The organism is Actinosynnema mirum DSM 43827 (assembly GCF_000023245.1).
Lineage (GTDB): Bacteria > Actinomycetota > Actinomycetes > Mycobacteriales > Pseudonocardiaceae > Actinosynnema > Actinosynnema mirum.
The window spans coordinates 4,162,295-4,186,848 of sequence record NC_013093.1; the positions used below are offsets into that span (position 1 = coordinate 4,162,295).

Here is a 24,554-nt window from a genome sequence, read left to right on the forward strand (position 1 = left end):
AGTTCGTCTTCAGAAAGCGGCGTCGACCGACAGGGAGAGGTCGATCTCGTCCTCGCTCATCGCGGAGATCTGCTCGACCAGCAGGCGCTCCACCTCGGCGGCGAGCAGCGCGACGGTGGGGTTGTCGAAGAGCTCGCGCACCGCGAGGGGGCAGTCGAACGCGGTGCGCACGCGGGAGGCGGTGGCGACGGCGCGCAGCGAGTGGCCGCCGAGCGCGAAGAAGTCGTCGTGCAGGCCGACCCGGTCCACGCCCAGCACCTCGGCCCAGATCTGGGCCAGCACGACCTCGGTGGGCGTGCCCGGCGGGACGTGCTCGCCGGGGGCGGTGGTCGTGGGGTCGGGCAGGGCGGCGGTGTCGAGCTTGCCCTGCACGGTCAGCGGCAGGGCGTCGAGCAGCACGACCGCGGTGGGCACGAGGTAGCCGGGCAGCCGGTCGCGGCACCAGGTGGTGAGCCCGCCGGGGTCCAGGCCCTCGCCGGTGGCGTAGCCGACCAGCGCGGGCTCGCCGCCGACGTCGCGGACCACGACGGCCGCGCCGCGCACCCCAGGGCACTCCCGCAGCACCGCGGCGGCCTCGCCGGGCTCGATCCGGTGGCCCCGGATCTTGACCTGGTCGTCCACCCGGCCGAGGAACTCCAGCTCGCCGCCGGGCAGGCGGCGCACCCGGTCGCCGGTGCGGTAGGCGCGGCCGGGCCCGAACGGGTTGGCCGGGAACCGCTCGGCGGTCAGCTCGGGGTGGCCGAGGTAGCCGCGCGCCAGGTGCGGGCCGCCGATCAGCAGCTCGCCGGGCACGCCGTCGGGCACCGGGCGGTCGTGCCGGTCGACCACGTGCAGGGTGCGGGCGCCCAGCGCGGTCCCGATGGGCACGCGGCCGGCGACCGGGCCGGTCACCAGGTGGGCGGTCGCGGCGATCACCGCCTCGGTCGGGCCGTAGCTGTTGACCACCGGCACGTGCGGCAGCAGCTCGAACCAGCGGCCCAGCGGCTCGGCGGGCAGCGCCTCGCCGCCGGTGACCAGCAGCCGCAGCCCGGCCAGGTCGGGGGCCAGGTCGCCGAGGCGGGCCACGACCTGCGCCCAGTAGGACGGGGTCAGCTCGGCGACGGTCACGCCGCGCCCTCGGACCTCGGCGGCCAGCTCGTCCACCGACCACACCTCGTCCGGGCGCAGCACGACGGTCGCCCCGGCGGCCAGCGCGGGCAGGAGCTGTTCGAGCGAGGCGTCGAAGGACAGCGAGGCGAACGACAGGACCCGGTCGTCGGGGGTGAGGGCGTACAGCTCGCGGGCGGCGGCGACGTGCGCGGCCAGCGGGCCGTGGTCGACGCCGACGGCCTTGGGCCTGCCGGTGGAGCCGGAGGTGAAGATGACGTAGGCCAGGTCAGTGGGATCGGGGTCGGCGGGGTCGGGGTCCGCTGCGGGGTGCGCGCCGGGAGTCGTGCTCCCGACGGGCACGACCTGGGCGCCGAGCCGGGTGAGCGGACCGCTCGTCCGCTCGTCCACGACCGCGACCCGCGCACCGGCCTCGGCCAGCGCGTACCGCAGCCGCTCCTCGGGCAGCGCCGGGTCGAGCGGCACGTACGCGCCACCCGCCCGCCACACCGCGAGCATCGCCGCCACCGACCACGGGCCCCGGCTCAGGCACACCCCGACCGGGTCGCCCCGGCGCACTCCCCCGGCGACCAGCGCCGAGGCCAGCCCGCCGACCAGGCCGTCCAGCTCGCCGTACGTCACGGCCCGCTCCCCGCACACCAGCGCGGTGGCCTCCGGGACCCCGCCCAGGCGCAGCGGCGCGGCGGGCGCGGGCGGCGGCGGGGCGGTGAGGGCGGCGTGCTCGCCAGGGGACAGCAGGTCGGCGCGGGCGGCGACCGAGTCCGGGTCGGCGATCGCGGCGCGCAGGGCGCGGACGACGTGCTCGGCCAGCCGGGTGGCGGTGGCCGCGTCGAACAGGTCGGCGCTGTACTCGACGTCGAGCGAGAAGCGGTCCGGGTGCGCCAGGAACGTCGCGGTGAGGTCGAACTTCGCCGACTCCCACGGCAGGGCGAACCCGGTGAGGTCCAGGCCCGGCAGGGAGAGGCCCGTGGACACCGCGCTCTCCTGGACGTCGAACATGACCTGGAACAGCGGGTTGCGCGACAGGTCCCGCTCCGGGCGCAGCCGCTCGACCAGGCGCTCGAACGGCACGTCCTGGTTGCCGAAGGCGGTCAGGGCGGTGTCGCGGGCCCTGGTGATCAGCTCGGCGAAGGTCGGGTCGCCGGACAGGTCGCCGCGCAGCACGACGGTGTTGACGAAGAACCCGACCAGCCCCTCCAGCTCGACCCGGCCGCGCCCGGCCACCGGGGTGCCGACGGCGACGTCGGTCTGCCCGGACCAGCGGGCGAGCACGGACTGGAGCACGGCCAGCAGCACGGTGAAGCGGGTGGTGCCGAAGCGGTGGGCGAGCGCGTCCACGCCCTCGGCCAGCTCCGGAGGCAGCGGCGTCTCCACCGCCCCGCCGCGCGCGGACCGGGTGGCCGGGCGGGGGTGGTCGGTGGGCAGGTCCAGCGCGGCCACCCCGTCCAGGGCGGCGCTCCAGTGCGCGAGCTGCCCGTCGAGGGCGCCGGAGTCGAGCAGGTCGCGCTGCCAGACCGCGTAGTCGCCGTACTGCACCGGGAGCGCGGGCAGCTCGGGGGTGCGGCCCGCGACGCGGGCGGTGTAGCAGCGGGCCAGGTCGCCGATCACCACGTCCTTGGACCAGCCGTCGGTGGCGACGTGGTGGAAGGCCAGCACCAGCACGTGCTCGTCGGGTCCGAGCCGCCACAGCCCGGAGCGGACCAGCGGGGGCCGGTCGAGCTCGAAGCGGGCGGCGGCGAACTCCTTGGCCTCGCGCCGGACCTGCTCCACGTCGTGCCCCGCGCGCCGCTCCAGCGGGACCGGCACGTCGTGCCGGACCAGCTGCACCGGGTGGCCGTCGACCTCGATCAGCGCGGTGCGCAGCACCTCGTGCCTGGCCACGACGTCGCCCAGCGCGGCCTCCCACGCGTCGGCGTCGAGCGGACCGCCCACCCGCCAGGAGAACCAGAGCACGTAGTCCTCCCCGGAGTCGGAGACCCGGTCCAGGAACCACAGGCGCTCCTGCGCGAAGGACATCGGCAGCGGGCCGGAGCGGTCGACCGGGACGACGCGGGCGGTGGCGACGGGGCGGGCGGCGGCGACCAGGGGCCCGAACTCGCGGATGCGCGGGTTCTCGAACAGGACCCGCAGCTCCACGTCCCGCCCGAGCCGCTCGGCGACGCGGGAGACGGCCATGGTGGCGAGCAGCGAGTGGCCGCCGAGGTCGAAGAACCCGTCGTCCAGGCCCACCCTGGGCACGCCCAGCACCTCGGCCCAGATGCGGGCGATCTCGCGCTCGACGTCGTCGCGGGGCTCGGCGTGGTCGCCGGCGGGGGCGGCGGAGCGGTCGGGGTCGGGCAGGGCGGCGCGGTCGAGCTTGCCGGAGGTGGTCACGGGCAGGGCGTCCAGCACGACGATCTCGGCCGGGACCGCGTAGTGCGGGAGCGCTCGGGCCAGCTCGGCGCGCAGCTCGGCTGCGGTGGGGGTGGCTGCGGTGGGGGCGCCTGCGGGGACGACGTAGCCGACGAGGCTCTGCCCGCCGTGCGCGTCGGCCTTGACCGCAGCTGCGGCGGCGAGCACGCCCGCGCACCCGGACAGCGCCGACTCGACCTCGCCCAGCTCCACCCGGTAGCCCCGGATCTTGACCTGGTCGTCGGCGCGCCCGAGGAACTCCAGCTCCCCGTCCGCCCGCCACCGCACCAGGTCGCCGGTGCGGTAGAGCCTGCCGCCCGCCGGGTCCGGCACGAACCGCTCGGCGGTGAGCGCGGGCCGCCCGAGGTAGCCGCGCGCCAGCTCGGCCCCGCCGACCAGCAGCTCGCCGGGCTCGCCGACGCCGACCGGGTCGCCGCCCGCGTCGACCACCAGCACCCGCCTTCCGCCGAGCGGGCGACCGATGGGGACCCGGCCGCTCTGGGCCCCACCGCTCTGGGCCGCACCACTCTGGGCTCCACCGCTCTGGGCGCCGGCGACCTCGTGGGTGGTGGCGGTGACGACGGCCTCGGTGGGCCCGTAGGCGTTGAGCACCCGCACGTGCGGGGCGTGCCCGCGCCACGCGGCCAGCGCGCCGGTCGGCACCTCCTCGCCGCCGAGGATCAGCAGCCGCAGCCCCGCCAGGTCGGTGCTGGAGTCCACGGGACCCGACGCCAGGGACAGGGCCAGCTCGCTCCAGTAGGTGGGCGGCAGGTTCAGGACGGTGAGGCCGTGCGCGGCGACGAGCGCGGGCACCGAGGCGGGCAGCCACGGCTCGTCGCCGCGCAGCACGACGGTCGCGCCGCGGGTGAGGGCGGGCAGCAGCTGGTCGAGGGAGGCGTCGAAGGAGAACGAGGAGAACGCGAGCACCCGGTCGGCCTCGGTGACGGCGTAGCGGTCGCGGGCGGCGGTGACGTGCGCGGCGAGCGCGCCGTGCTCCACGCCGACCGCCTTGGGCAGGCCGGTGGAGCCGGAGGTGAAGATGACGTACGCCAGCTCGGCCGGGTCGGGGTCCACCGGGTCGACCCCGGCGTCCGGGTCCACGTCGGCCACGTCGAGGTGCCGCACCCCGGCGACGCCGGTGTCGCCCACGGCGTGCCGCACGCCCGCCTCCGCGACCATGAACGCCCGCCGCTCCACCGGCAGCGCCGCGTCCAGGGGCACGTGGACGCCGCCCGCGCGCCAGATCGCCAGCATCGCCACGACCGACCAGGTCCCGCGCGGCAGGCACACCCCGACCGCGTCGCCCCGCCGCACCCCGGCCTCGCGCAGCAGCGCGGCCAGTCCGCCGGTCAGGGCTTCGAGGCGGTCGTAGGTGACGGTGTCCGCCCCGCACACCAGCGCGGCGCGCTCCCCGCTCCCCCGCACCCGCAGCGGCTCGGGCACCTGGACCGCGGCGGGCCTGCCCCAGGTGTCGAGCAGCACCCGGCCGGGCAGCGGCGGCAGCAGCGCGGCCAGGTCGGCGACCGGCGCGTCCGGGTCGTCCAGCACGGCGGTGAGCAGCGCCAGGAACCCGTCGGCCAGCTGCTCGGCGGTGGCCCGGTCGAACAGGGCGGTGGCGTACTGGAGGCGGGCGAGCAGGCTGCCGTCGGGCATCAGGGTGAGGTCGAGGAAGACCTCCATGTCGGTGCCGTCGAGCGGCGTGCGCACCAGCTCCGCGTCCAGGCCCTGAAGGCTCGCGCCCTGGTGGGCGGTGTTGAGCAGGGTGAACGAGGCCTGCGCCAGCGGGTGGCGGGACAGGTCGCGCTCCAGGCCGAGCGCGCCGACGACCCGGTCGAAGGGCGCCTCGGCGTGCGAGAGGTCCTTGAGGACGCCGTCGCGGACCCGGCGCAGCAGCGCGTCGAACGACGGGCGCCCGCCCAGGTCGGTGCGCAGCACGACGGTGTTGACGAACGGCCCGATCAGGTTCGCGGTGTCCAGCGGCCCGCCCCGGTCGGTCATGGTGGTGCAGGTGGCGACGTCGGTGCGCCCGCTGTGGTGGCCCAGCAGCGACTGGTACACCGCGAGGAGCACCTGGTAGCGGGTCGCCCTGCGCTCGCGGGCGGCGGCGTCGACGCGGGCCAGCAGGTCCGGGGGCACCACGAAGCGCACCACGTCGCCGGAGCCGTCCCACACCTCGGGGCGGGGCCGGTCGGTGGGCAGCGCCAGCGGGGTGACGCCGGTGAGGCGGCCGGTCCAGTGGGCGAGCAGCCGCGCCAGGCGCTCCGGGGTGCGGCGGGCGTTCTGCCAGGCGGCGAAGTCCGCGTACTGGTGGGCGGGGGCGGGCACGTGCTCGCCCCGGTAGCCTGCGGCCAGCTCGCGCAGCAGCACGTCCCATGACCAGCCGTCGACGGCGATGTGGTGCACCACCAGCAGCAGCAGGTGGTCCTCGGCGCCGAGGCGGGCCAGCACGGCGCGCACCGGCGGTTCGACGGCCAGGTCCAGCGGGCGGCGCAGCTCGCGCTCGAACACCTCCTGCGGGCTTGCGGCGTCCAGGTGCCGCAGCACGACGGCGTCGGGCGGGTCGAGCACCGGCACGGGCTCGCCGTCGACGGCGGTGAACCGGGTGCGCAGCACCTCGTGCCGCGTGACGACCCCGGCCAGCGCCCGCTCCAGGGCGGGCACGTCCAGCGCGCCGCGCACCCGCAGCGCCAGCGGCAGCAGGTTGTCCGACCCGCCGCGCGCCAGCTGCTCCAGGAACCACAGCCTCCGCTGCGCGGAGGAGACCTCGGCCGCCGGTCCGTTCGCCGTGTGCGGTGCGCCTTCGTTCACTGTCTGCCTCCCTGCGAAGCGGTGTCTGGACGAAGACTGCTCGCCGGGGAGGGGCTCTCACCAGGGAAGGAGCGGCACGGCGCGGTTGCCGTCGTCGCTGCGCTTCCTTCTCTACCGGCGCCGCCCGCGCGGCGGCATCGTCGGTCCGGCAAGCACACCGCCACCGACCGACGGGGAGCGCAGATGACGCAGGACGAGCGGGTGTACCGGGTCGTGGTCAACGACGAGGAGCAGTACTCGATCTGGCCCGCCGACCGCGACCTGCCCCCCGGCTGGGTCGCCGACGGGACCGAGGGGCCGCGCGCGGCGTGCCTGGAGCACGTCGAGCGGGTGTGGACCGACATGCGACCGCGCGGCCTGCGCGAGCGGATGGGGCAGCTGGGCTGAACAAGCCCCCGTGAGCTAGTCGGAAGGGATGGTCGGCGTGGCCGAAGAGGTGCTGCTGCCCGGTGGCGGCTGGCGGTTGTGGAACCAGTTCGCCCTGCGCGGCACGGGGTTCCCGGCGGCGGGGGTGCTCCGCCTGGCGCCGGAGGGGCTGGGCGAGGCGGCGGACAAGTTCACCGACGTCACCCCGCGCGAGCGGTGGAAGGGCCCGGAGTGGGCCGAGTTCGAGGAGTTCTTCGCCCAGTGCGCGGTGGCGACCGCCCACGAGCTGCAGGACATCGCCGCGCAGCCGAGGTTCCGGACGGCGCTGGCGTGGCAGAACAAGGCGGTGCTCGGCTCGGGCATCGCGCCGTTCCTGAGGTGGACGCCCACGGCCGAGGGCCGCACGAGCATGCCCCGCCAGCGCGAGGAGCTGGTGGCGCACTACTGGCAGCGGTTCTGCGTCAAGAACGACACGATCGGCTTCTTCGGCCCGGTCGGCTGGGGCCGCTGGGACCTGGCCGGTCCGCGCGGCGTCACCACCGACCACGGCGAGGGGTTCCTGGCCCGCTCCGAGGTGTACTTCTCCAGCTGGGGCGTCGACGCCCTGGCCAAGGTGCTGGGCGCCGAGCCGGGGATGCGGCCGTGGACGCCGCCGCGCCGGGTGGCGTTCGCCAGGGTCGACGGCGGCGCGGTGAGCCTGCCCGGTCGCGCGGCCGTGCCGATCGCCGAGGGCCTGGAGGCGGTGCTGCGGCTGTGCGACGGCACGCGCCACCCGGTGGGCATCGCCGAGGCGCTGGGCCGCGAGGTCGACGCCGTGCTGGCGGATTTGGACGAGCTGCTGCGCAGGCGCTGGATCACCTGGCGCATCGACGTCCCGGCCAGCGCCCACCCGGACGAGGCGCTGCGCGAGATCATCGCCAGGGTCGGCGACGCGGCGGTGCGCGAGCCCGCGCTGGCGCGCATCGAGGTGCTGCGGCGCGGTCGCGACCGGGTCAGGGCGGCGCTGGGCGACGCGGACGCGCTGCTGGCGGCGATGTCCGCGCTGGAAGCGGACTTCACCGAGCTGACCAGCACCGCGGCGCAGCGCGCGAAGGGCGGCCGGACCGGCGCCAACCGGGCGCTGGTGTACTCCGACTCGCGGCGCGCGGCCACCGCCACCCTCGGGTCGGCGGTGCTGGACGAGCTGACCCCGCTGGCGCAGTGCCTGACGGCGGCCCGGTGGATGACCAACCGGTACGCCGAGATCGCCAGGGCGCACCTGCGGGAGGCGTTCGACGGGCTGCGCGCCACGCGCCCGGTGGTGGACCTGGCGTCGCTGTGGATGGCGTGCCTGCCGGTGCCGCACCCGGACTCGATCGCCGACGCCGACCGGGTGCAGGCCGAGCTGCAGCGCCGCTGGGAGTCGATCGTCCAGGCGCCCGAGGGGGCGCGGCGGGTCAGGCTGTCGTCGGCGGCGATCGCGGACGCGGTGCGGGAGGCGTTCGAGGAACCCGCCTCCGGCTGGAACGTGGCCCGCTACCTCAGCCCGGACGTGTTCGTCGTGGCCGACGACGCCTCGGCGGTGGAGCGCGGCGAGTTCGAGCTGGTGCTGGGCGAGCTGCACGTGGGCGTGAACACGATGAGCGCCTCGCTGTTCGTGATGCAGCACCCGGACGTGGCCGAGCTGCTGGCCGAGACCGACGTCGACAACCCCGGCCCCCGGCTGCTGCCGATGCTGCCCAAGGAGCAGCCGCCGAAGTGGAACACCCGCAGCAGGCCCGCGCTGAACCGGCCGGTGGACTACCTGGTGGGCATGGTGGACAACACCGCCGACCCGCACCGGCCGCGCACCGCGGTGGGCGCGGACGTGCTCGTGGAGGAGCGCGACGGCGACCTGGTCGCGGTGCTGCCCGACGGGGCGGTGTTCCCGGTGATCGACGTGTTCGGCAACGCCCTGACCGCGCGGATCATGGACCGGTTCAGCCTGCGGGCGACCGGCGACCACTCGCCTCGGGTGACCGTGGACAACGTGGTGGTGGCGCGCGAGACGTGGCGGTTCGCCGCCGGGGAGCTGGAGTTCGCGGCGGAGAAGCACGAGGCGCGCCGGTTCGTGCTGGCGCGGGCCTGGCGCGAGCGGCAGGAGCTGCCCCGCTACGCGTTCGTGGTCTCGCCGGCCGAGCCCCGGCCGTTCTACGTGGACTTCGACAGCCCGGTGTACGTGAACGTGCTGGCCAAGGCCGTGCGCAGGCTGGCGCGGCAGGACCCGGCCGCGCGGCTGGTGGTGTCGGAGATGCTGCCGAACCCGGAGCAGGCGTGGCTGACCGACGGCGAGGGCGCGAAGTACAGCTCGGAGCTGCGGTTCGTGGCCTTCGACCAGACGGGGCGGGAGTGATGGGCGCCGCGGGACCGGGCGGGCGGCCCGCCGTCGTCACCCCGGACGGCGTGCTCACCCACCGGGAGCTGGAGACGCGGGTGGACCGGTTGGCCCGCGCGCTCGTGGCGGCGGGCGTGGGGCCGGAGGTGGTGTGCGCGATCGCCCTGGAGCGCGGGGTGGACGCGGTGGTCGCGATGTCGGCGGTGCGGCGGGCGCACGGCGCGTTCCTGACCGTGGACACCGACCTGCCGCCCCAGCGGGTGGCGGCGCTGCTGTCGGAGGCGCGGGTGCTGGTGTCCGCCGCGGGGCTCGCGGAGCGGTTCTCCGTGCCCGGCCCGACCGTGCTGGTGGACTCGGACTCGCCGGACGCGGTCCTGCCCGAGGGTGAGCCCGATCCCCGGTCGCTGGCGTACGTCAGCCACACCTCCGGGTCGACGGGCGTGCCGAACGCGGTGCTGGTCGAGCACCGCTCGCTGCGCTCGTACCTGCGCTCGGCGGTGCGCGACAACGACCTCGGCCCGGACACCGTCGTGCTGCAACTGGCCCCGATGGGCTACGACGCGTCGATCCGCGACACGCTCGCCCCGCTGCTGGCGGGCGGCAGCGTGGTGGTGCTGCCCCGGTCGGCGCTGCTGCGGCCCGAGGAGCTGTTCGCGGCCGTGCGGGCGCACGGGGTGAACGCGGTGCTGAGCACCACCCCGTCGTTCCTGACCTTCCTGTCCCGCAGGCCGGGCGCCGTCGAGGCGTTGCGGGGCGTGCGGCTGGTGGCGACGAGCGGCGAGTCGCTGCGCCCGTTCCTCGCGGCGGGCGGTCGGGCGCTGCTGCCGGGCAGGCTGGTCAACCAGTACGGCCCGACCGAGTGCACGATGACCTCCACCCGCCACGAGGTTCCCGCCGCGCCCGAGGACGCCGACCTGGTCGGTCGGCCGATCGAGGGCGTGGTGGTGCGGCTGCTGGACGGCGCGCTGCGGGAGGTCCCGGACGGCGCGGTCGGCGAGGTGCACCTCGGCGGGATCGGGGTGGCGCGCGGCTACGCGGGCAGGCCGGGGCTGACGGCGGAGCGGTTCGTCCCCGACCCGTTCTGCGTCGTCCCCCCAGGGGGGACGGGCGAGCGGCTGTACCGCACCGGCGACCTGGCGCGGCGGCGACCGGACGGCGTCCTGGAGTACCTGGGCAGGGACGACCGGCAGATCAAGGTGCGCGGCCACCGGGTCGACCCGGCTGAGGTGGAGGCGGTGCTGCTGACGCACCCGTCGATCACCGGCGCGGCGGTCACCCCGGCCACCGACGCCCAGCACCGCACCTACCTGGTGGCGCACGTGACGGGCGAGGTCGCGGAGGTGCGGGACGCGGCGCTGCGGGCCCACCTGGCGGACGCGCTGCCCCCGCACCTGATGCCCAGGCGCTTCACCCGCCTGGACCGCTTCCCGACCACGCGCAGCGGCAAGGTCGACCGCGCGGCGCTCGCGGCGGGTGCCCGGTGAACCGGCTCGCGGCCTGGTCGGGCCGGGCGAACGCGACGGGCGCGGCGGGCGCGGCGGGCGCGACGGGCACGGCGGGCGCGGCGGGCGCGACGGGCACGGCGGGCGCGGCGGGCACGGCGGGCACGGCGGGCGCGGCGGGCGCGCGGGATCGGGCCACCGCACCGGGGTTGCCGGACTGGGCCGAACCGGCGGACCGGACCATCCCACCGCGCCTCGCCACCACTCCTGGTCAGACCACCGCACTCGGTGCGGCGACCACGTCGGGGCGGCTCGCCCCGCTGGGCCACGCCGACGTGCCGCCCACACCCGCCACCGCCCCGCCCACCCGCGCCGACGTCCTGGCCGCCGCCCTCCGCCTGGAGGGGCACGTGCTGCGCACGCCCCTGCTGGCGCTGGAGTCGCTGCCGGGGGTGCTGCTCAAGGCCGAGCACGCCCAGCGCGCCGGGTCGTTCAAGATCCGGGGCGCGGCGAACGCGCTCCTCGCCGCCCCGTGCGCCGAGGTCGTCACCGGCTCCTCCGGCAACCACGGCCTCGCCGTCGCCACCCTCGGCCGGTCGCTCGGCGTCCGGGTCACGGTCGTCATGGCGGCGGGCGCGAGCGCGGCGAAGGCCGACGCGCTGCGCCGGTTGGGCGCGACCGTGCTGGCGGTGCCCGGCGGCGTGGACGAGCGGGACGCGCGGGCCAGGGAGCTGGCGGCCCGCACCGGCGCGCGGCTGGTGCCGTCCTCCGACGACGCGCTCGTGGTCGCCGGTCAGGGCACGGTCGGCCTGGAGGTGTTCGAGGACGCGCCGGGCGTGGGCACCGTGTTCGTCCCGGTCGGCGGCGGCGGGCTGCTGGCCGGGGTGTGCCTGGCGGCGCGCGACCTGCCGGTGCGGGTGGTCGGCGTCGAACCGGCCGACGCCCGCCGCTACGCCCGCTCGCTGGCCGAGGGCGCCCCGGTGCTGGTGCCGCCCTCCCGCAGCGTCGCGGACGGGCTGCGCGGTCAGCGGCCGGGCGCGGTGACGCTGCCCGTCATCACCCGCCGGGTGGACGAGCTGGTCGCGGTCGACGACGACGCGGTCGAGCACGCGGCGGAGCTGCTGCGCCGGGCCGGGGTGCGGGCCGAGCCGAGCGGGGCCGCCGCGCTGGCCGGGGCGCTGACCACCGGGTTCACCGGCACGGCCGCGGTGGTGGTGTCCGGCGGCAACACCGCCGAGGCGCTCGCCGCCACCGGCCGCCGCCGCACCGCCGGCGGGCGCGGCGCGGGCTCCCCGCGCGCGGGCGCCCGCCGCATCCCCACCCGCCGGATCACCCCCACCGACCTGACGGCCACCCACCTCGTCCCCACCCACTCGACCCCGACCGACCTCACCACCCACCCCGCCGGGGCAGTGCCCGGCGCCCCCACCCGAGGAGTCCGCTCATGACCACCGCCATCACCACCGCCGACCTGACCGACCTGGCCACCGCCGCCTACCGCGACGCCCTCGGCGAGCAGTCGCTCGACGCCGACAGCGACTTCTTCGAGTCGGGCGGCGACTCGCTGTCCGCGTTCCAGATCACCGCGCGCCTGGAGTCGGCGCTGGGCGTGGACGTGCCCGTCGCGCTGGTCTTCGCCTACCCCTCCCCCGCCGACCTGGCGTCGGTGCTGGAGCAGGAACTGGAGGTCGGCTGACATGGCCACCGACAACACGACGCCCGACAGCGGCAGGTCGCTCCCCGGCGGCCGGTGGCGGCTGTGGGACCAGTTCAGCGTGCGCGGCGCGGGCTTCCCCGTCGACGGGGTGCTGCGGCTGGCCCCGCACGGCCTCGGCCTGGCCGCCGACCGGTTCGCGTCGGCGCGGTCGCGGCAGGGCGCGGAGTGGAAGGCGTTCGAGGCCGCGTTCGAGGCCGAGGCGGTCAAGTCGGCGCTGGAGCTGCGCGACATCGCGGGCGGCGAGGCGTTCCAGAGCGCCATCGCCTGGCAGAACCGGGCGGTGCTGGGGCGGGCGGTGCGGCCGTTCCTGGAGTGGGAGCCCGGTGCCGGGCGGGCCAGCCGCACCCGCCAGCGCGAGGAGCTGATCTCGCACTACTGGCAGCGGTTCTGCGTCAAGAACGACACCATCGGCTTCTTCGGCCCGGTCGGCTGGGGCAGGCTGGACGACGCGGTCGACGGCGTGGAGGTCGACCCCGGCGAGGGCCTGGTCGCGAGCACGAGCGTGCACTTCGCGAGCTGGGCGGTCGACGCGCTGGCCCGCGTGCTCGGCGAGGACCCGGCGCTCGCGCCGTGGATCGCGCCGCGCCGGGTGCCGTTCGTGCGGCTGGGCGACGGCGAGGTGGCGCTGCCCGGTTGCGCGCCGAAGCCGCTGGCCGCGCCGCTGCTGGAGGTGCTGGCGCGGTGCGACGGCACGCGGGCGGCGATCGAGCTGTCCGGGCTGCTGGGCCGCGACGTCACCGCCGACCTGGTGGAGCTGGAGCGCCGCCGGTGCCTGGTGCGGCGCCTGGAGGTCCCGGCCGGGGCGCACCCGGAGCGCGCGCTGCGGGCGTGGCTGGAGGGCGTGCCGCAGGAGCTGGCCGCGCCGGGGCTGGCGGCGCTGGACGAGCTGGAGCGCGGTCGCGACCGGATCGCCTCGGCGTCCACCTCGGACGGTCTGGTCGAGGCGATGTCCGCGCTGGAGCGCAGGTTCGAGGAGCTGACCGCGACCGCGGCGGCCCGCGAGAAGGGCGGGTCGACCGCGCCGGGCCGGGCGCTCGCGCACTCCGACTGCCGCCGCTCGGCGACCGTGCGGCTGGGCGGTCGGGTGCTGGACGGGTTGGCGGCGCTGGAGCCGCTGCTGGTCAGCGCGGCCTGGTTGACCTCGTCGCTGGCGCGTCGGGTGCTGGACGGGGCGCGGCGGGTGTTCGACGCCTCGGGCCCGGTGGACCTGGCGACGTTCTGGTTCGCCTGTATGCCGGTGCTGCACCGGGACGCGGGCGTCGCGCTGGCGGAGCTGCGGGCGGAGTTCTGGCGGCGCTGGGCGGAGGTGCTGGACCTGCCGGAGGGCGCGCGCGAGGTGCGGCTGGACCTGGCGAAGGTGTCGGCGCGGGCGCGGGCGGCGTTCGCCTCGCCCGGCGGCGGCTGGAACGCGGCCCGCTACCTGAGCCCGGACGTGATGATCGCGGCGGCGGGCGCGGACGCGGTGCGGCGCGGCGAGTTCTCCCTGGTGCTGGGCGAGCTGCACGTGGCCATGAACACCCTGGGCGCCTCCCTGTACCTGGACCAGCACCCCGACGCCTCGGAGCTGGTGGAGCTGACCACGCGGGACGTGCCGGGGCCGAGGCTGCTGCCGCTGCTGCCGAAGGAGCACAAGGCGCGGTTGTCCTCGCGGGTGCGGCAGAGCCTGGTGCGGCCGGAGGACTACTGCGTGGCGCTGGTGGACGACACCGCCGACCCGCGCCGCCCCCGGACGTCGCGCAGCGCGGACGTGCGGGTGGAGCTGCGCGGCGAGGAGCTGGTGGCGGTGCTGCCGGACGGGGCGGTGTTCCCGGTGGCGGACGTGTTCTCGCACGTGCTGACCACGCTGGTGGTGGACGGGTTCCGGGTGCTGCCGGAGGCCGACCGCACGCCGAGGGTGAGCGTGGGGCCGCTGGTGGTGTCGCGGGAGACGTGGCGGTTCCCGGTGGCGGAGCTGGACTTCGCGGACGCGCGCACGGAACCGGCCCGCTTCGCGGCGGCGCGGGCGTGGCGGGCGGAGCGGGGGCTGCCGAGGTTCGTGTTCTTCACCTCGCCCGCCGAACCGCGCCCGGTGTTCGCGGACTTCGACAGCCCGGCGTCGGTGACGCTGCTGGCGAAGGCGGTGCGCAGGCTGGCCAGGGCGGACGGGGCGGCGCGGTTGACGGTGGTGGAGATGCTGCCGACGCCGGAGCAGGCGTGGCTGACCGACGACCGGGGGGAGGTGTACACCTCGGAGCTGCGGTTCGTGCTGCGCGACACGGCGCCGTGAGGGCGGGGTCCGCGCGGCCGGGGCGACCGCGCGGACCACTTGACTTCCCCCGATCGGGTGTCTTGCATGGGGCCATCACGTCTCCACTGGAATCACACTTTCGGAGGAATCCCGGATGAGCGCCACCCTCGCCTACGTCACCGCCGAGCGGATCGGGGAGGCGCTCACCCCGGCGGGCGCGGTGGGCGCGGTCGAGGAGGCGCTGCGGGCGGGCCTCGACCCGGCGGTCGGGCCCAAGCGCGGCATCCTGGACGTGGCGTCGGGTCAGCTGCTGCTCATGCCCGCCGAGACCGCGAGCGCGGTCGGGGTGAAGGTGGCCACGGTCGCCCCGGCCAACCCGGAGCGGGGCCTGCCGCGCATCCAGGGCGTGTACGTGCTGTTCGACGCGGCCACCCTCACCCCGCGAGCGCTGCTGGACGGCACCGCGCTCACCACCCTGCGCACCCCGGCGGTGTCGGTGGCGGCGGTCCGCCCCGCGCTGCTGCGCGAGACCGGCCCGCTGCACCTGACCGTGTTCGGCGCGGGCCCGCAGGGCACCGGCCACGTGGACACCGTGGCGGGCGTGATCGAGGGCCACCGCCCGCTGGGGACGGTCACCCACGTGGTGCGCGACCCGTCGGCCGTGACCGGCGCCCTGCGGGAGGGCGCGGCACTGGTGGCGGCCGGGTCGCCGGAGGCGGCCGAGGCGGTGGCGCGGGCGCACGTGGTGGTGTGCGCGACGGGGTCGGGCACCCCGGTGTTCGACTCGGGCCTGGCGCGCCCGGACGTGGTGGTGATCGCCGTGGGCTCCCACGACACCGACCGCCGCGAGGTGGACGGGGCGCTGGTGGGGCGGGCGCAGGTGGTGGTGGAGGACGTGGCGACCGCACTGCGCGAGGGCGGCGACGTGGTCATGGCGATCGCCGAGACGGACCTGACCGAGTCCGACCTGATCCCGATGGCGGACGTGGTGACCGGCCGCGCGGTGCTGTCGGCGGACCGGCCGGTGGTGTTCAAGAGCTCGGGGATGCCGTGGGAGGACGTGGTGGTGGCGGAGGCGGTGGTGGCGCGTCTGCGGGGCTGAGCCCGGCGGCGGGATGATCCCCAGCGGTTCGGGTGGGCGCGGTGTTCCGCGGAGGGGTGGCGTGGTGTTCGGGTCGCGGGACGGGTTCGGGTTGGAGTTCCACGTCGAGCGGGACCCCGACCTGCTGTGCGTGGACGTGTTCGTCGCCGGGCTGCACGTGGACGCGTGGGACAACGCGTTCTACCCGCCGCTGCTGGTGAAGAAGCTGGGGGACGAGATCCGCCGCTTCCGCGAACCGGCCGCGCGGCCCGAGGGGTTCACCTCGGCGCTGGAGGCGTTCCGGTTGGCCGAGAGCTCGATGACCGGGGAGGGCGAGGGCGGGGAGACCGAGACCGGGGAGCGGTTCGCGGGGTTCCGGTTCCTGGACTGGGGCGAGTGCACCGACCTCGCGCTGGCGTTCGCGTTCCCCGACGGGGACCTGCTCCACCTCGCCTGCCGGGTGCGCGACGACGACGGGCCCGGCACGCCCGCGGAGGTGTCGGTGCGTCGGGCTGAGGTCGTCGGGACGTTGGAGCGGGGGCTCGTGGTCGCCGAGCGCGAGTGGGCCGCCCGGCGACCCCCGATGCGGTGAACCCGCCGCGTCGGTGCCCCGCGTCGACCGGAACGCCCTGCTCTGATGGGACGCGGACAGCGCGGTCCGCACCGGGCCGCGCGTGACCCGGAGGAGGGACGTCGTGGACTTCGTCCTGGCGCTGCAGGAGCTGGACGTGGAGCAGGAGCAGGCCGCCGACGTGATCGGCGCGGGCTCGACGCTGAGCCTGCTGGTGTGCGACGACGGGAGCATCCTCGGCGAGCGCGAGTAGCCCCCCGCGCGGGCGGCACCGACGCCGAGAGGGCGGGGGCCGCCCGCGCTAGGGTCGACCGGGTGCCCCGGCTGATCCTGCTCAACGGCCCGCCCGCGTGCGGCAAGTCGACGGTGGCGCGGCGGTACGCCGACGAGCACCCCCTGGCGCTCGACCTGGACGTCGACCTGGTCCGCGCCCTGATCGGCCGGTGGCGCGACGCCCGCCCGGAGGCCGGGCTGCTGGCCCGCGCGATCGCGCTCGCCGCCGCCCGCACCCACCTCGCCGCCGGGCACGACGTGGTCGTCCCCCAGCTCGTCGCCCGCCCAGGGTTCCTCACCGAGCTGGAGGACCTGGCGCGCGCGACCGGCGCGGTGTTCCACGAGATCGTCCTGCTCGACGGCGAGGACAACGCCCTGCGCCGCTACGCCGAGCGCGAGACCGGCGCCCCCGAGGACCAGCGGCACGACGACGCCGCCGAGGTCGCCGCCCTGCACGACAGGCTCACCGCGCTGCTCAGGACCCGCCCCCGTGCGAAGGTCGTCCCGGTCGTGGACGGGGACCCGGACGCCACCTACCGGGCCGTGCTGGCCGCCCTCGGCTGACCGCACTGCGGCAGTCCGAACACCTGCCTTTCCCCGCGCGACGGCCCCGACGTGCGGGGGAGCAAGATCACGACGTGCGCCCGCCAGCGCGAGGTGAAATCGGTGTTAGCCTTCCGCCGCCGAGCGTCAGCCGAGGAATCCGGTGCAACACCGGAGCGGTCGCGCCACTGTGAGCGGATCGACGATCCGCGAGCCAGGAACTCACGGGGCTCGGTACCTCCTATCGGGACGCGTCATCCCGGAAAGGTGTGCCGATGCACATTGCCGAGGGCTTCCTGCCCCCAGTCCACGCGGCGGCGTGGACGGTGGCGGCAGCGCCGTTCGTCGTCCACGGGGTCCGCGAGATCAAGCGGACCGTCGCCGAGCACCCCGAGTCCCGGCTGCTGCTGGGCGCGGTGGGCGCCTACTCGTTCGTGCTGTCCGCGATCAAGCTGCCGTCCGTGACGGGCAGCTCCTCCCACCCCACCGGCACCGGTGAGGGCGCGATCGTCTTCCGGCCGCCGGTCATGGCGGCGCTGGGCACGGTCGTGCTGGTGTTCCAGGCGCTGCTGCTCGCCCACGGCGGGCTGACCACGCTGGGCGCCAACGCGATGTCCATGGCCGTGGTCGGCCCGTGGGCCGGGTACGCCGTGTACCGGCTGCTCAAGCGGGCGCCGTGGGGCGTGGCCGTGTTCTGCGGCGTCGCCGTCGCCGACCTCGCCACCTACGTCACCACCGCGACCCAGCTCGCCATCGCCTTCCCGGACGACGGCGCGGGCTTCGTCGGCGCGTGGAGCCGGTTCCTGAGCCTGTTCGCGCTCACCCAGGTCCCGCTCGCGATCGTCGAGGGCATGATCGGCGTGCTGCTGCTCAACGCCCTGCGCACCTGGGCGGGCCCCGAGCTGCGCGGGCTCGGGTTCGGACGCGACCGCGACGAGGACCCGTCGCTGGCAGGGGTGAAGCGCGATGCGTAGGACCACGACGAACGTGCTGCTGGTGCTGGCCTCGGTCGCGGTGTTCGCGGTCGCGCTGGCGCTCGGGACGGGCAAGGGCGAGTTCGGCGGCACCGACGCCACCGCCACCGAGCAGATCGAGGAGTCGGCCCCGGACTACGAGCCGTGGTTCGAGCCGCTGTGGACGCAGCCGGGAGGCGAGGTCGAGTCCGGGCTGTTCGCGCTCCAGGCCGCGCTCGGCGCCGGACTGCTCGGGTTCGCGCTCGGCACGTTCCGCGAGCGCCGCAAGCACCTGGGCGACCGGGCCCCCGGCGAGGCGGTCCCCGGCAGCGCGCCGGACGAGACCCCGCCACCGGCCGGCGGCGCCTGAGGTGGCGCGGCTGTCGCTCGACGACGCCGCGTGGGGCAGCACCTGGCGGGACCGCTCGACGGCCGAGAAGGCCGTGCTGTCGGGTGGTCTCGCCGCCGTGGCGCTGACCGGGCGCGGCCCGGTGGGCGCCGCGCTGGTGCTGCTGGCCGCGTCGGTGTGCGCGTGCGCGCTCGCCGGCGTCACGCCGCGCGCCTGGTCCGCGGCGCTGGCCGCGCCGGTCGTGTTCGTCGCGCTGGGCGTGCTCGGGATCGTGGTGACCTTCGGCGCGGCGGGCGCGCCCCTGCTGTCGTGGGGGCCGCTGGTGGTGACGGAGGCGTCGGCGCTGCGCGGCGCGCGGGTCGCGGCGCGGGCGGTGTCGACCTCGGCGGCGGTGCTGCTGCTGGCCGCCACCACCCCGATGCCGCACCTGCTGGCGAGCCTGGGCCGGGTGCGCGGGCTCGGCGTGCTGGCCGAGATCGCCGGGGTGGTGTACCGGATGCTGTTCGGGCTGCTGGACGCGCAGGCGAGCGTGCGCGAGACCCAGGCGGCCCGCCTCGGCTACCGCGACGCCCGCGCGGCCCGGCGCAGCGTCGGCGCGCTCGGCGCGGCCACGCTCATCCGGGCGTGGACCGGCGCCCAGCGCCTGGAGGCCGGGCTGTCCGGCCGGGGCGGGGCCTCGGTGGGGTTCGGCGCGCCGCGCAGGCGACCGGTGAGCCGCCCGTTCGTCGCCGCGGGCGCCGCGCTCGTGCTGGCCTGCGCGCTGCTGTCGCTGCTGGGACCGGCGTGGTGAGCGTGCTGGAGGCGCGGGGCGTCACGGTCGACTACCGGGACGCGCCCGGCGTGCTGCACGAGGTGGACCTGCGGGTGGGCGCGGGGACGCGGCTGGCGCTGATGGGCGCGAACGGCGCGGGCAAGTCGACGCTGCTGCGCTGCCTGTCCGGGGCGCTGCGCCCCACGTCCGGGGAGGTGCTGGCGGGCGGGACGCCGCTGGGGCGGGGCAGGCGCGCGCTGACCGCGCACCGGCAGCACGTGCAGCTGGTGCTCCAGGACCCGGACGACCAGCTGTTCTCGGCCGACGTGTTCCAGGACGTGTCGTTCGGGCCGGTGAACCTGGGGCTGGGCGAGGCGGAGGTCGCGGAGCGGGTGGCGGGGGTGCTGGCCGCGCTGCGCATCACCGACCTGGTGGACCGCCCGGTGCACCACCTGTCGTTCGGGCAGCGCAAGCGGGTGGCGCTGGCGGGCGCGCTGGCGATGCGGCCGGCCGTGCTGCTGCTGGACGAGCCGACCGCGGGGCTCGACCCGAGCGGGGCGGCGGCGCTGCTGCGCACCCTGGAGGAGCTGCGGGCGGCGGGGACGACGGTGGTGATGTCCACGCACGACGTGGACCTGGCGTGGCGGTGGGCCGACGAGGTGGCGCTGCTGGCCGACCACCGGCTGCGCCAGGGCGACCCGGCCGACCTGCTGGGCGACGCGCCGCTGCTGGCGGCGGCCGGGCTGGAGCCGCCGTGGCAGGTGCGGCTGCTGCGCGAGGCGGGTGCGCCGGTGGGCGGCCCGGAGCGCCCGCGCGAGCCGGGCGAGGTGCTGGCGCGCCTGCGGGGGTGAGACGGGCCCGGCCTGGGTTCAGGCGGGCCGGTTTCAGGCGAGCAGGTCGTCGACCGCGTCCGCGAGCGCCTCGACCGGGCTGGCGCTGTCCAGGCGCAGCACCGGGCAGGACATCCCGGCCAGCCAGCGCTCGTGCCGCGCGAGGCTGCGGCCGTCGAACTCCGGGTCGTCGTAGCCGCGCGCCCAGTCCAGGAAGTCGTGGAACGCCGCCTCGTCGGGACCGCCGGGTTCGAGCGGGGCGAGGCGGCGCTCCCCCTCGCGGTCGGTGATCCGGCGCAGGCGGACGTCGGGGGCCAGGGTCAGCAGCACGACGGCGTCCAGCAGCGGGACCAGGCTCTCGCCCCAGCCCATCGGCGCCCCGGACATCACCCAGGCGGGACGAGGCAGGAACACCTCGCCCATCAGCCGCAACCGCTCGGCCTCGGGCCGCTTGTCGGTGTAGGGCGGGTCGGTGGGCAGCCAGAAGTAGTCGTCCAGGTCGGCGTGCGGCACGTGCCACCGGGCGGCCAGCACCCGCCCGAGGGTGGTCGTGCCCGCGCCGCTGGCGCCGGTGACGAGCAGTCGACGCGTGGACAAGGCGCTCCCCCTCCCCCGGCCCCGCCGCTCGGGAACCGCGCCGGGTGATCATGCCCGGCGGGCGGGAGGGGCCGGTGGGCGGGGCGGCCCGCGTCAGCGATCCGCCAGGCTCTGCCCCAACAGCTCCCCCGAGCGCTGGAGGCAGCGCGTCCGGGCCGGGGAGAAGTCGTACGGCATCTTGGTGAACGCCTCGAAGGCGCTCATCTCACGCTCCTCCCCCTCGTCCGGGTCCTCGTAGGTGTCGAACAGGGCGTCGACCTGCTCGTCCAGCCCGGTGGCCCTGGCGATCCGGTCGATGGCCTGGAGGTGGGCGCACCGCCGCCTGGCGATCTCCTCCACGACCGGGTCGTCGGGGTCGACGCCGTCGTCGAGGGCGGCCTCGGCCGCGTCGAGCCGCTCCTCCTCGGCCCGCAGCCCAGGGTGGGTGGCCAGCACGACGAACGAGGTGGCCTGGACGGCGGCGCCCAGCGGGCCGAGGACCCGCTCGGTGACCAGCAGGGCCTCCAGGTCGGAGCGGCGCAGCGCGCCGGGCGGCAGGGTGCCGAGCAGGCCCACCACCAGGTCCGAGAGCAGCCCGAGCGGGCTGCCCACGGCCCGCAGGCGCTGGACGGTCGCGCGCTGGCGCGCGATCTCGGCCTCCCTGGCGGCCAGCGCCCGGTCCAGCCCCTCGAGGCCCTGCTCGATGTCCTGGTCCTCGTCGAACGCCGCCCGCATGTCGTCGAGCCTGATGCCCGCGTCGGCCATCCTGCGGATCCACAGCAGGCGGATCATGTCGTCGTGGCCGTAGCGGCGGCGGCCGTCCGCGCCGCGCTCGGGCTCGGGGAGCAGGCCGATCTCGTGGTAGTGCCGGATCGCCCTCGGGGTCGTTCCGGCGAAGGCGGCGGCGTCGCCGATCTTGACCTGGCGGGGGGACGTGAAGGAGGGCTGCATCGCGAACGGGGCCTTTCGTGCGGTGGTGTCCCCAGGACAGCACATGCCGCTGCGGCAGGTGCAACCCGCGCCGGGCGGACCGAGGCGCTGCCCCTGGGCGCTCCTCCCCCGTTCGCGGCGGGCGCCGCGGTTACGGTGGGTGCCCGCGACCAGGGACAGGGGGTGCTCATGATCAGGCTGGACCGCCTGGTGAACGTGCTGGGCGGGTACGGGGTGCGGCTGGCGAGCTGCCCGGTGCCGCGCTCGACCGAGCTGCGCAGCGTGGTGATGCGCGAGCCCGAGGCGCGGGCGGTGGGCGGGGACGTGTTCCTGGCCGTGGGCGCGGACGACGTGGCCACCGCCGCGGGGTGGGCGGTGGAGGTCGGGGCGAGCGCGGTGCTGGCGCACGACGACGGCTCCGGGGCCGCCGCGCTCGTCGGGGCCGAGGGCGTGGCGGTGCTGCTGGTGGACCCCTCGGTGTCGTGGAGCCAGCTGGCGGGCGTGGTCTACGGGCTGGTGCTGGAGGGCAGGGAGACCGAGTCCGGGCGCGGCCCCACCGACCTGTTCGCGCTCGCCGACCGGCTGTCCGGCGCGCTGGGCGGGGCCGTGGTGATCGAGGACCGCTCCTCCCGCGTGCTCGCCTACTCCGACTCGCAGGAGGGGGCGGACCGGGCGCGCCTGGAGACGATCCTGGGCAGGCAGGTGCCCGAGGGGCTGCGGGAGCTGTTCGAGCGGCGCGGCGTGTTCGCGCACCTGGCGGTCCGCGACGAGCCGCTGTTCGTGGCCCCCGACGCCGAGCACGGCCTGGCCGGGCGCATGGTGGTGGCGGTGCGGGCGGGCCGCGAGCTGCTCGGTTCGGTGTGGGTGACCTGCGGCGACCCGCTCACCGGCGCGCGCGGCACGGCCTTGGCGGACGGGGCGCGCACGGTCGCGCTGCACCTGCTGCGGCTGCGCGCCAGCGCCGACCTGGAGCGGCAGGTCGAGTCGGACCTGGCGCTGCGGCTGCTGGAGGGCACCGCCGACGCCGCCACCGCGCTCAGCGGGCTGGGCCTGCCGCAGGGCGAGCTGCGCGTGGTCGCGCTGCGGGCGCGGGAGGCCGGCGAGCGGCACGCCGCGCTGCTGCTGGCGTTCGAGCGCGCCACCACCGGCTTCGGCTGGTCCCGGCCGGGCCGCAGCACCCTGGCGGGCAGCACCCTGTACACCCTGCTGCCCGGTGACGCGGCGGACGCGGCCCGCGCCTGGGTCGCGGGCATCCGCGCCGCGCTGCCCCGGCGGGTGGTGGTGACGGCCGGGATCGGCGGGGTGGCCTCGGCGGCGCGGCTGCCCGCGAGCAGGCAGGAGGCCGACGAGTGCCTCGCCCTGCACGAGACCAGACCGGCGGGCTCCGAACCGCCCGCGTACGACGAGTCCTGGGACGACATCCTCCTGCAACGCCTGCGCGCCGCCGCCCGCACCGGCCGGGTCCCGGCGCGCGGCCCGGTGGCCGAGCTGCGCAGGCACGACCGCGAGCGCGGGACGCGGCACGTGCCGACGCTGCGCGCCTGGCTGGAGTCCCAGGGCGACCTGGTGGCGGCGGGGGCGCGCCTGGAGGTGCACCCGAACACGGTCCGGTACCGGCTGCGCAAGATGGCCGAGGTGACCGCGCTGGACCTGGACGACCCGCGCAAGCGACTGGCCATGACGATCGCCCTGGCCGCCACCGATCCGGGCGGCGAGCCGGGCGGCGACCTGGGCGGCGACCTGGGCGGCGACGATCCGGGCGCAGACCCGACCGCCTGACCGCCCCCGTCGGTCGGCCCGCATTCGAGAACCGCCCCGTCCCGTCCCGCGCATTCCGGCCCGACTGTGGATTCCGACAAGAACACCCTCCCCGATTGCCCGTTCCGGACAACGCGCCCGCCTGAGCTCCGGGTGATGCTGGCCGGGACGAGGGACGTCGGGTGTGCTCGGGTGTGGAGGTGGTCGTGTCGGTCATCGACGGCGGACCGCGTTCGGCGGTCGTGGTGGGCGCGGGGATCGTGGGCCTGTCGACGGCGTGGTTCCTGCAGGAGCGGGGCGTCGAGGTCACCGTGGTGGACCGCGACGGGGTCGCCGCGGGCGCGTCCTGGGGCAACGCGGGCTGGATCGCGCCGGGCCTGGCGATCCCGCTCAACGAGCCGTCCGTGCTGCGCCACGGCCTGCGCGCGCTGCTGAACCCTGGCGCCCCGCTGAGCATCCCGCCCACCGCCGATCCGGGGCTGTGGTCGTTCCTGGCGGCGTTCGCGGCGAACTGCCACTGGCCGTCGTGGACGCGCGCGGTGCGGGCGAACGCGCGGCTCAACGCCGAGTCGGCCGAGGCGTACGACGTGCTGACCGCGAACGGCGTGGACGCCCCCACCACCGAGGCCCCGATCACCGCGGCCTTCGCGGACTCCGCGCAGGCCCGGTCGCTGCTGCGCGAGTTCGCCAGGATGGCCGACGCGGGCCAGCCCGTCGACCACACCCTCCTGACCCGCGACGAGCTGCGCTCCCACGTGCCCCTGGCGTCGTCGGCGCTGACGGCGGCCGTGCGGGTGAACGGCCAGCGCTACGCCGACCCCGGCGCGTTCACCCAGGCCCTGGGCCGGGCGGTGGTGGCGCGTGGCGCGACGGTGCACCGGTTCGAGGTCGCGGACGTGCGCCCGTACAGCCGGGGCGCGACCGTCCACCCGCGCAGCGGCCCGTCCGTGCACGGCGAGGTGGTCGTGCTGGCCACCGGCGCCTGGCTGCCCGCGCTGGCCCGCCGCTGGGGCGTGCGCACCCCGGTGCGGGCCGGTCGCGGCTATTCGTTCACCGTCCCGGTGGACCGCCCGGTCCCCGGCCCGGTCTACCTGCCGGGCGTGCGCGTGGCGTGCACCCCGTACCGGGGCGGGCTGCGCGTGGCCGGGACGATGGAGTTCCGCCCGCCGGACGCCCCCGGCGTCCACGCCCGCCTGGAGGCGATCACCGCCTCCGCCGAGCCGCTGCTGGACGGGGTCCGCTGGCGGGAGCGCCACGACGTGTGGGTCGGTTCGCGCCCGGTGACCCCGGACGGCCGTGCCCTGATCGGCGCGACCAGGGAGCCGACCGTGCACGTCGCGGGCGGCCACGGCATGTGGGGCTTCGCCCAGGGCCCGGTGACCGGCAGGCTGCTGGCGGAGCGGATCACCACCGGGAAGCAGCCGGAGGCGCTGCGCCCGTTCGACCCGCTGCGCTGACCCCCGCCCCTCCCCGAACGCCGTCCGGCCGCGTTCCCCTCACGGGGCGCGGCCGGGCGGCTCCTTCTCGT

19 protein-coding genes and 1 riboswitch are annotated in these 24,554 nt (G+C 76.8%); of the genes, 16 read left to right on the forward strand and 3 right to left on the reverse strand.

Going from position 1 to position 24,554, the window contains the following annotated elements; translation table 11 throughout:
* Positions 1–9 precede the first annotated feature (9 nt).
* Positions 10–6,306 carry a non-ribosomal peptide synthetase gene (locus tag AMIR_RS17835; RefSeq protein WP_015802356.1) on the reverse strand — a complete coding sequence of 2,099 codons (6,297 nt, stop codon included), beginning with the start codon at positions 6,304–6,306 and terminating at the stop codon, positions 10–12.
* 183 nt (positions 6,307–6,489) lie between these two features.
* Between AMIR_RS17835 and AMIR_RS17840 the strand changes: the two genes are divergently transcribed.
* The 14 genes from AMIR_RS17840 to AMIR_RS17900 all read left to right on the forward strand — a co-directional run bounded on the left by AMIR_RS17840 (position 6,490) and on the right by AMIR_RS17900 (position 19,783).
* Complete coding sequence (locus AMIR_RS17840) at positions 6,490–6,693, forward strand: MbtH family protein (RefSeq protein ID WP_015802357.1); 204 nt, start codon at positions 6,490–6,492, stop codon at positions 6,691–6,693.
* A 28-nt stretch (positions 6,694–6,721) separates the two neighbouring features.
* Positions 6,722–9,043: a lantibiotic dehydratase family protein gene (locus AMIR_RS17845; protein ID WP_015802358.1), complete on the forward strand. Its 2,322-nt coding sequence runs from the start codon at positions 6,722–6,724 to the stop codon at positions 9,041–9,043.
* Positions 9,043–10,509, forward strand: a complete 1,467-nt coding sequence (locus AMIR_RS17850; RefSeq protein WP_015802359.1) for an amino acid adenylation domain-containing protein — start codon at positions 9,043–9,045, stop codon at positions 10,507–10,509. The genes AMIR_RS17845 and AMIR_RS17850 overlap by 1 nt, the downstream gene beginning before the upstream one ends.
* Complete coding sequence (locus AMIR_RS17855; protein WP_015802360.1) at positions 10,506–11,915, forward strand: pyridoxal-phosphate dependent enzyme; 1,410 nt, start codon at positions 10,506–10,508, stop codon at positions 11,913–11,915. The genes AMIR_RS17850 and AMIR_RS17855 overlap by 4 nt, the downstream gene beginning before the upstream one ends.
* Complete coding sequence (locus tag AMIR_RS17860; RefSeq protein ID WP_041836830.1) at positions 11,912–12,163, forward strand: acyl carrier protein; 252 nt, start codon at positions 11,912–11,914, stop codon at positions 12,161–12,163. Before AMIR_RS17855 ends, AMIR_RS17860 begins: the two co-directional genes overlap by 4 nt.
* Position 12,164: 1 nt before the next feature.
* Positions 12,165–14,450, forward strand: a complete 2,286-nt coding sequence (locus tag AMIR_RS17865) for a lantibiotic dehydratase (RefSeq protein WP_015802361.1) — start codon at positions 12,165–12,167, stop codon at positions 14,448–14,450.
* Between the two features lie 115 nt (positions 14,451–14,565).
* The gene (locus AMIR_RS17870) at positions 14,566–15,513 is read left to right on the forward strand and encodes an ornithine cyclodeaminase family protein (protein ID WP_015802362.1); all 948 of its coding nucleotides are present in this window, start codon (positions 14,566–14,568) and stop codon (positions 15,511–15,513) included.
* Between the two features lie 61 nt (positions 15,514–15,574).
* A complete protein-coding gene (locus AMIR_RS17875; RefSeq protein ID WP_015802363.1) occupies positions 15,575–16,084 on the forward strand; it encodes a hypothetical protein in 510 nt (169 codons plus the stop codon).
* 103 nt (positions 16,085–16,187) lie between these two features.
* Positions 16,188–16,316, forward strand: a complete 129-nt coding sequence (locus AMIR_RS39280; RefSeq protein ID WP_015802364.1) for a SapB/AmfS family lanthipeptide — start codon at positions 16,188–16,190, stop codon at positions 16,314–16,316.
* A gap of 62 nt (positions 16,317–16,378) precedes the next feature.
* The gene (locus tag AMIR_RS17880; protein WP_015802365.1) at positions 16,379–16,900 is read left to right on the forward strand and encodes an AAA family ATPase; all 522 of its coding nucleotides are present in this window, start codon (positions 16,379–16,381) and stop codon (positions 16,898–16,900) included.
* Between the two features lie 132 nt (positions 16,901–17,032).
* Positions 17,033–17,103: riboswitch (cobalamin riboswitch) on the forward strand.
* Between the two features lie 51 nt (positions 17,104–17,154).
* On the forward strand, positions 17,155–17,853 hold the full coding sequence (locus tag AMIR_RS17885; RefSeq protein ID WP_015802366.1) for an energy-coupling factor ABC transporter permease: 699 nt from the start codon (positions 17,155–17,157) through the stop codon (positions 17,851–17,853).
* Positions 17,846–18,202 carry an energy-coupling factor ABC transporter substrate-binding protein gene (locus AMIR_RS17890; protein WP_015802367.1) on the forward strand — a complete coding sequence of 119 codons (357 nt, stop codon included), beginning with the start codon at positions 17,846–17,848 and terminating at the stop codon, positions 18,200–18,202. The genes AMIR_RS17885 and AMIR_RS17890 overlap by 8 nt, the downstream gene beginning before the upstream one ends.
* Before the next feature lies 1 nt (position 18,203).
* Positions 18,204–18,971, forward strand: a complete 768-nt coding sequence (gene cbiQ, locus AMIR_RS17895) for a cobalt ECF transporter T component CbiQ (protein ID WP_015802368.1) — start codon at positions 18,204–18,206, stop codon at positions 18,969–18,971.
* Complete coding sequence (locus AMIR_RS17900) at positions 18,968–19,783, forward strand: energy-coupling factor ABC transporter ATP-binding protein (protein WP_015802369.1); 816 nt, start codon at positions 18,968–18,970, stop codon at positions 19,781–19,783. Before cbiQ ends, AMIR_RS17900 begins: the two co-directional genes overlap by 4 nt.
* Before the next feature lie 33 nt (positions 19,784–19,816).
* Here AMIR_RS17900 and AMIR_RS17905 read toward each other — a convergent pair whose 3' ends face one another.
* Both AMIR_RS17905 and AMIR_RS17910 read right to left on the reverse strand, forming a co-directional pair.
* Positions 19,817–20,359 carry an ATP-binding protein gene (locus AMIR_RS17905; RefSeq protein WP_015802370.1) on the reverse strand — a complete coding sequence of 181 codons (543 nt, stop codon included), beginning with the start codon at positions 20,357–20,359 and terminating at the stop codon, positions 19,817–19,819.
* A gap of 93 nt (positions 20,360–20,452) precedes the next feature.
* On the reverse strand, positions 20,453–21,289 hold the full coding sequence (locus AMIR_RS17910; protein ID WP_015802371.1) for a MerR family transcriptional regulator: 837 nt from the start codon (positions 21,287–21,289) through the stop codon (positions 20,453–20,455).
* 168 nt (positions 21,290–21,457) lie between these two features.
* Between AMIR_RS17910 and AMIR_RS17915 the strand changes: the two genes are divergently transcribed.
* A complete protein-coding gene (locus AMIR_RS17915) occupies positions 21,458–23,047 on the forward strand; it encodes a PucR family transcriptional regulator (protein ID WP_015802372.1) in 1,590 nt (529 codons plus the stop codon).
* A 185-nt stretch (positions 23,048–23,232) separates the two neighbouring features.
* Complete coding sequence (locus tag AMIR_RS17920) at positions 23,233–24,483, forward strand: NAD(P)/FAD-dependent oxidoreductase (protein WP_240438557.1); 1,251 nt, start codon at positions 23,233–23,235, stop codon at positions 24,481–24,483.
* The last annotated feature ends 71 nt before the right edge of the window (positions 24,484–24,554 follow it).

Bases quoted from the DNA above. Each gene is read 5' to 3' on its own strand.
- AMIR_RS17870 (WP_015802362.1), top strand. From the start codon at position 14,566: ATGAGCGCCACCCTCGCCTACGTCACCGCCGAGCGGATCGGGGAGGCG.
- AMIR_RS17860 (WP_041836830.1), top strand. From the start codon at position 11,912: ATGACCACCGCCATCACCACCGCCGACCTGACCGACCTGGCCACCGCC.
- AMIR_RS17890 (WP_015802367.1), top strand. From the start codon at position 17,846: ATGCGTAGGACCACGACGAACGTGCTGCTGGTGCTGGCCTCGGTCGCG.
- AMIR_RS17910 (WP_015802371.1), bottom strand. From the start codon at position 21,289: ATGCAGCCCTCCTTCACGTCCCCCCGCCAGGTCAAGATCGGCGACGCC.
- AMIR_RS17840 (WP_015802357.1), top strand. From the start codon at position 6,490: ATGACGCAGGACGAGCGGGTGTACCGGGTCGTGGTCAACGACGAGGAG.
- AMIR_RS17845 (WP_015802358.1), top strand. From the start codon at position 6,722: ATGGTCGGCGTGGCCGAAGAGGTGCTGCTGCCCGGTGGCGGCTGGCGG.
- AMIR_RS17885 (WP_015802366.1), top strand. From the start codon at position 17,155: ATGCACATTGCCGAGGGCTTCCTGCCCCCAGTCCACGCGGCGGCGTGG.
- AMIR_RS17850 (WP_015802359.1), top strand. From the start codon at position 9,043: ATGGGCGCCGCGGGACCGGGCGGGCGGCCCGCCGTCGTCACCCCGGAC.
- AMIR_RS17915 (WP_015802372.1), top strand. From the start codon at position 21,458: ATGATCAGGCTGGACCGCCTGGTGAACGTGCTGGGCGGGTACGGGGTG.
- AMIR_RS17865 (WP_015802361.1), top strand. From the start codon at position 12,165: ATGGCCACCGACAACACGACGCCCGACAGCGGCAGGTCGCTCCCCGGC.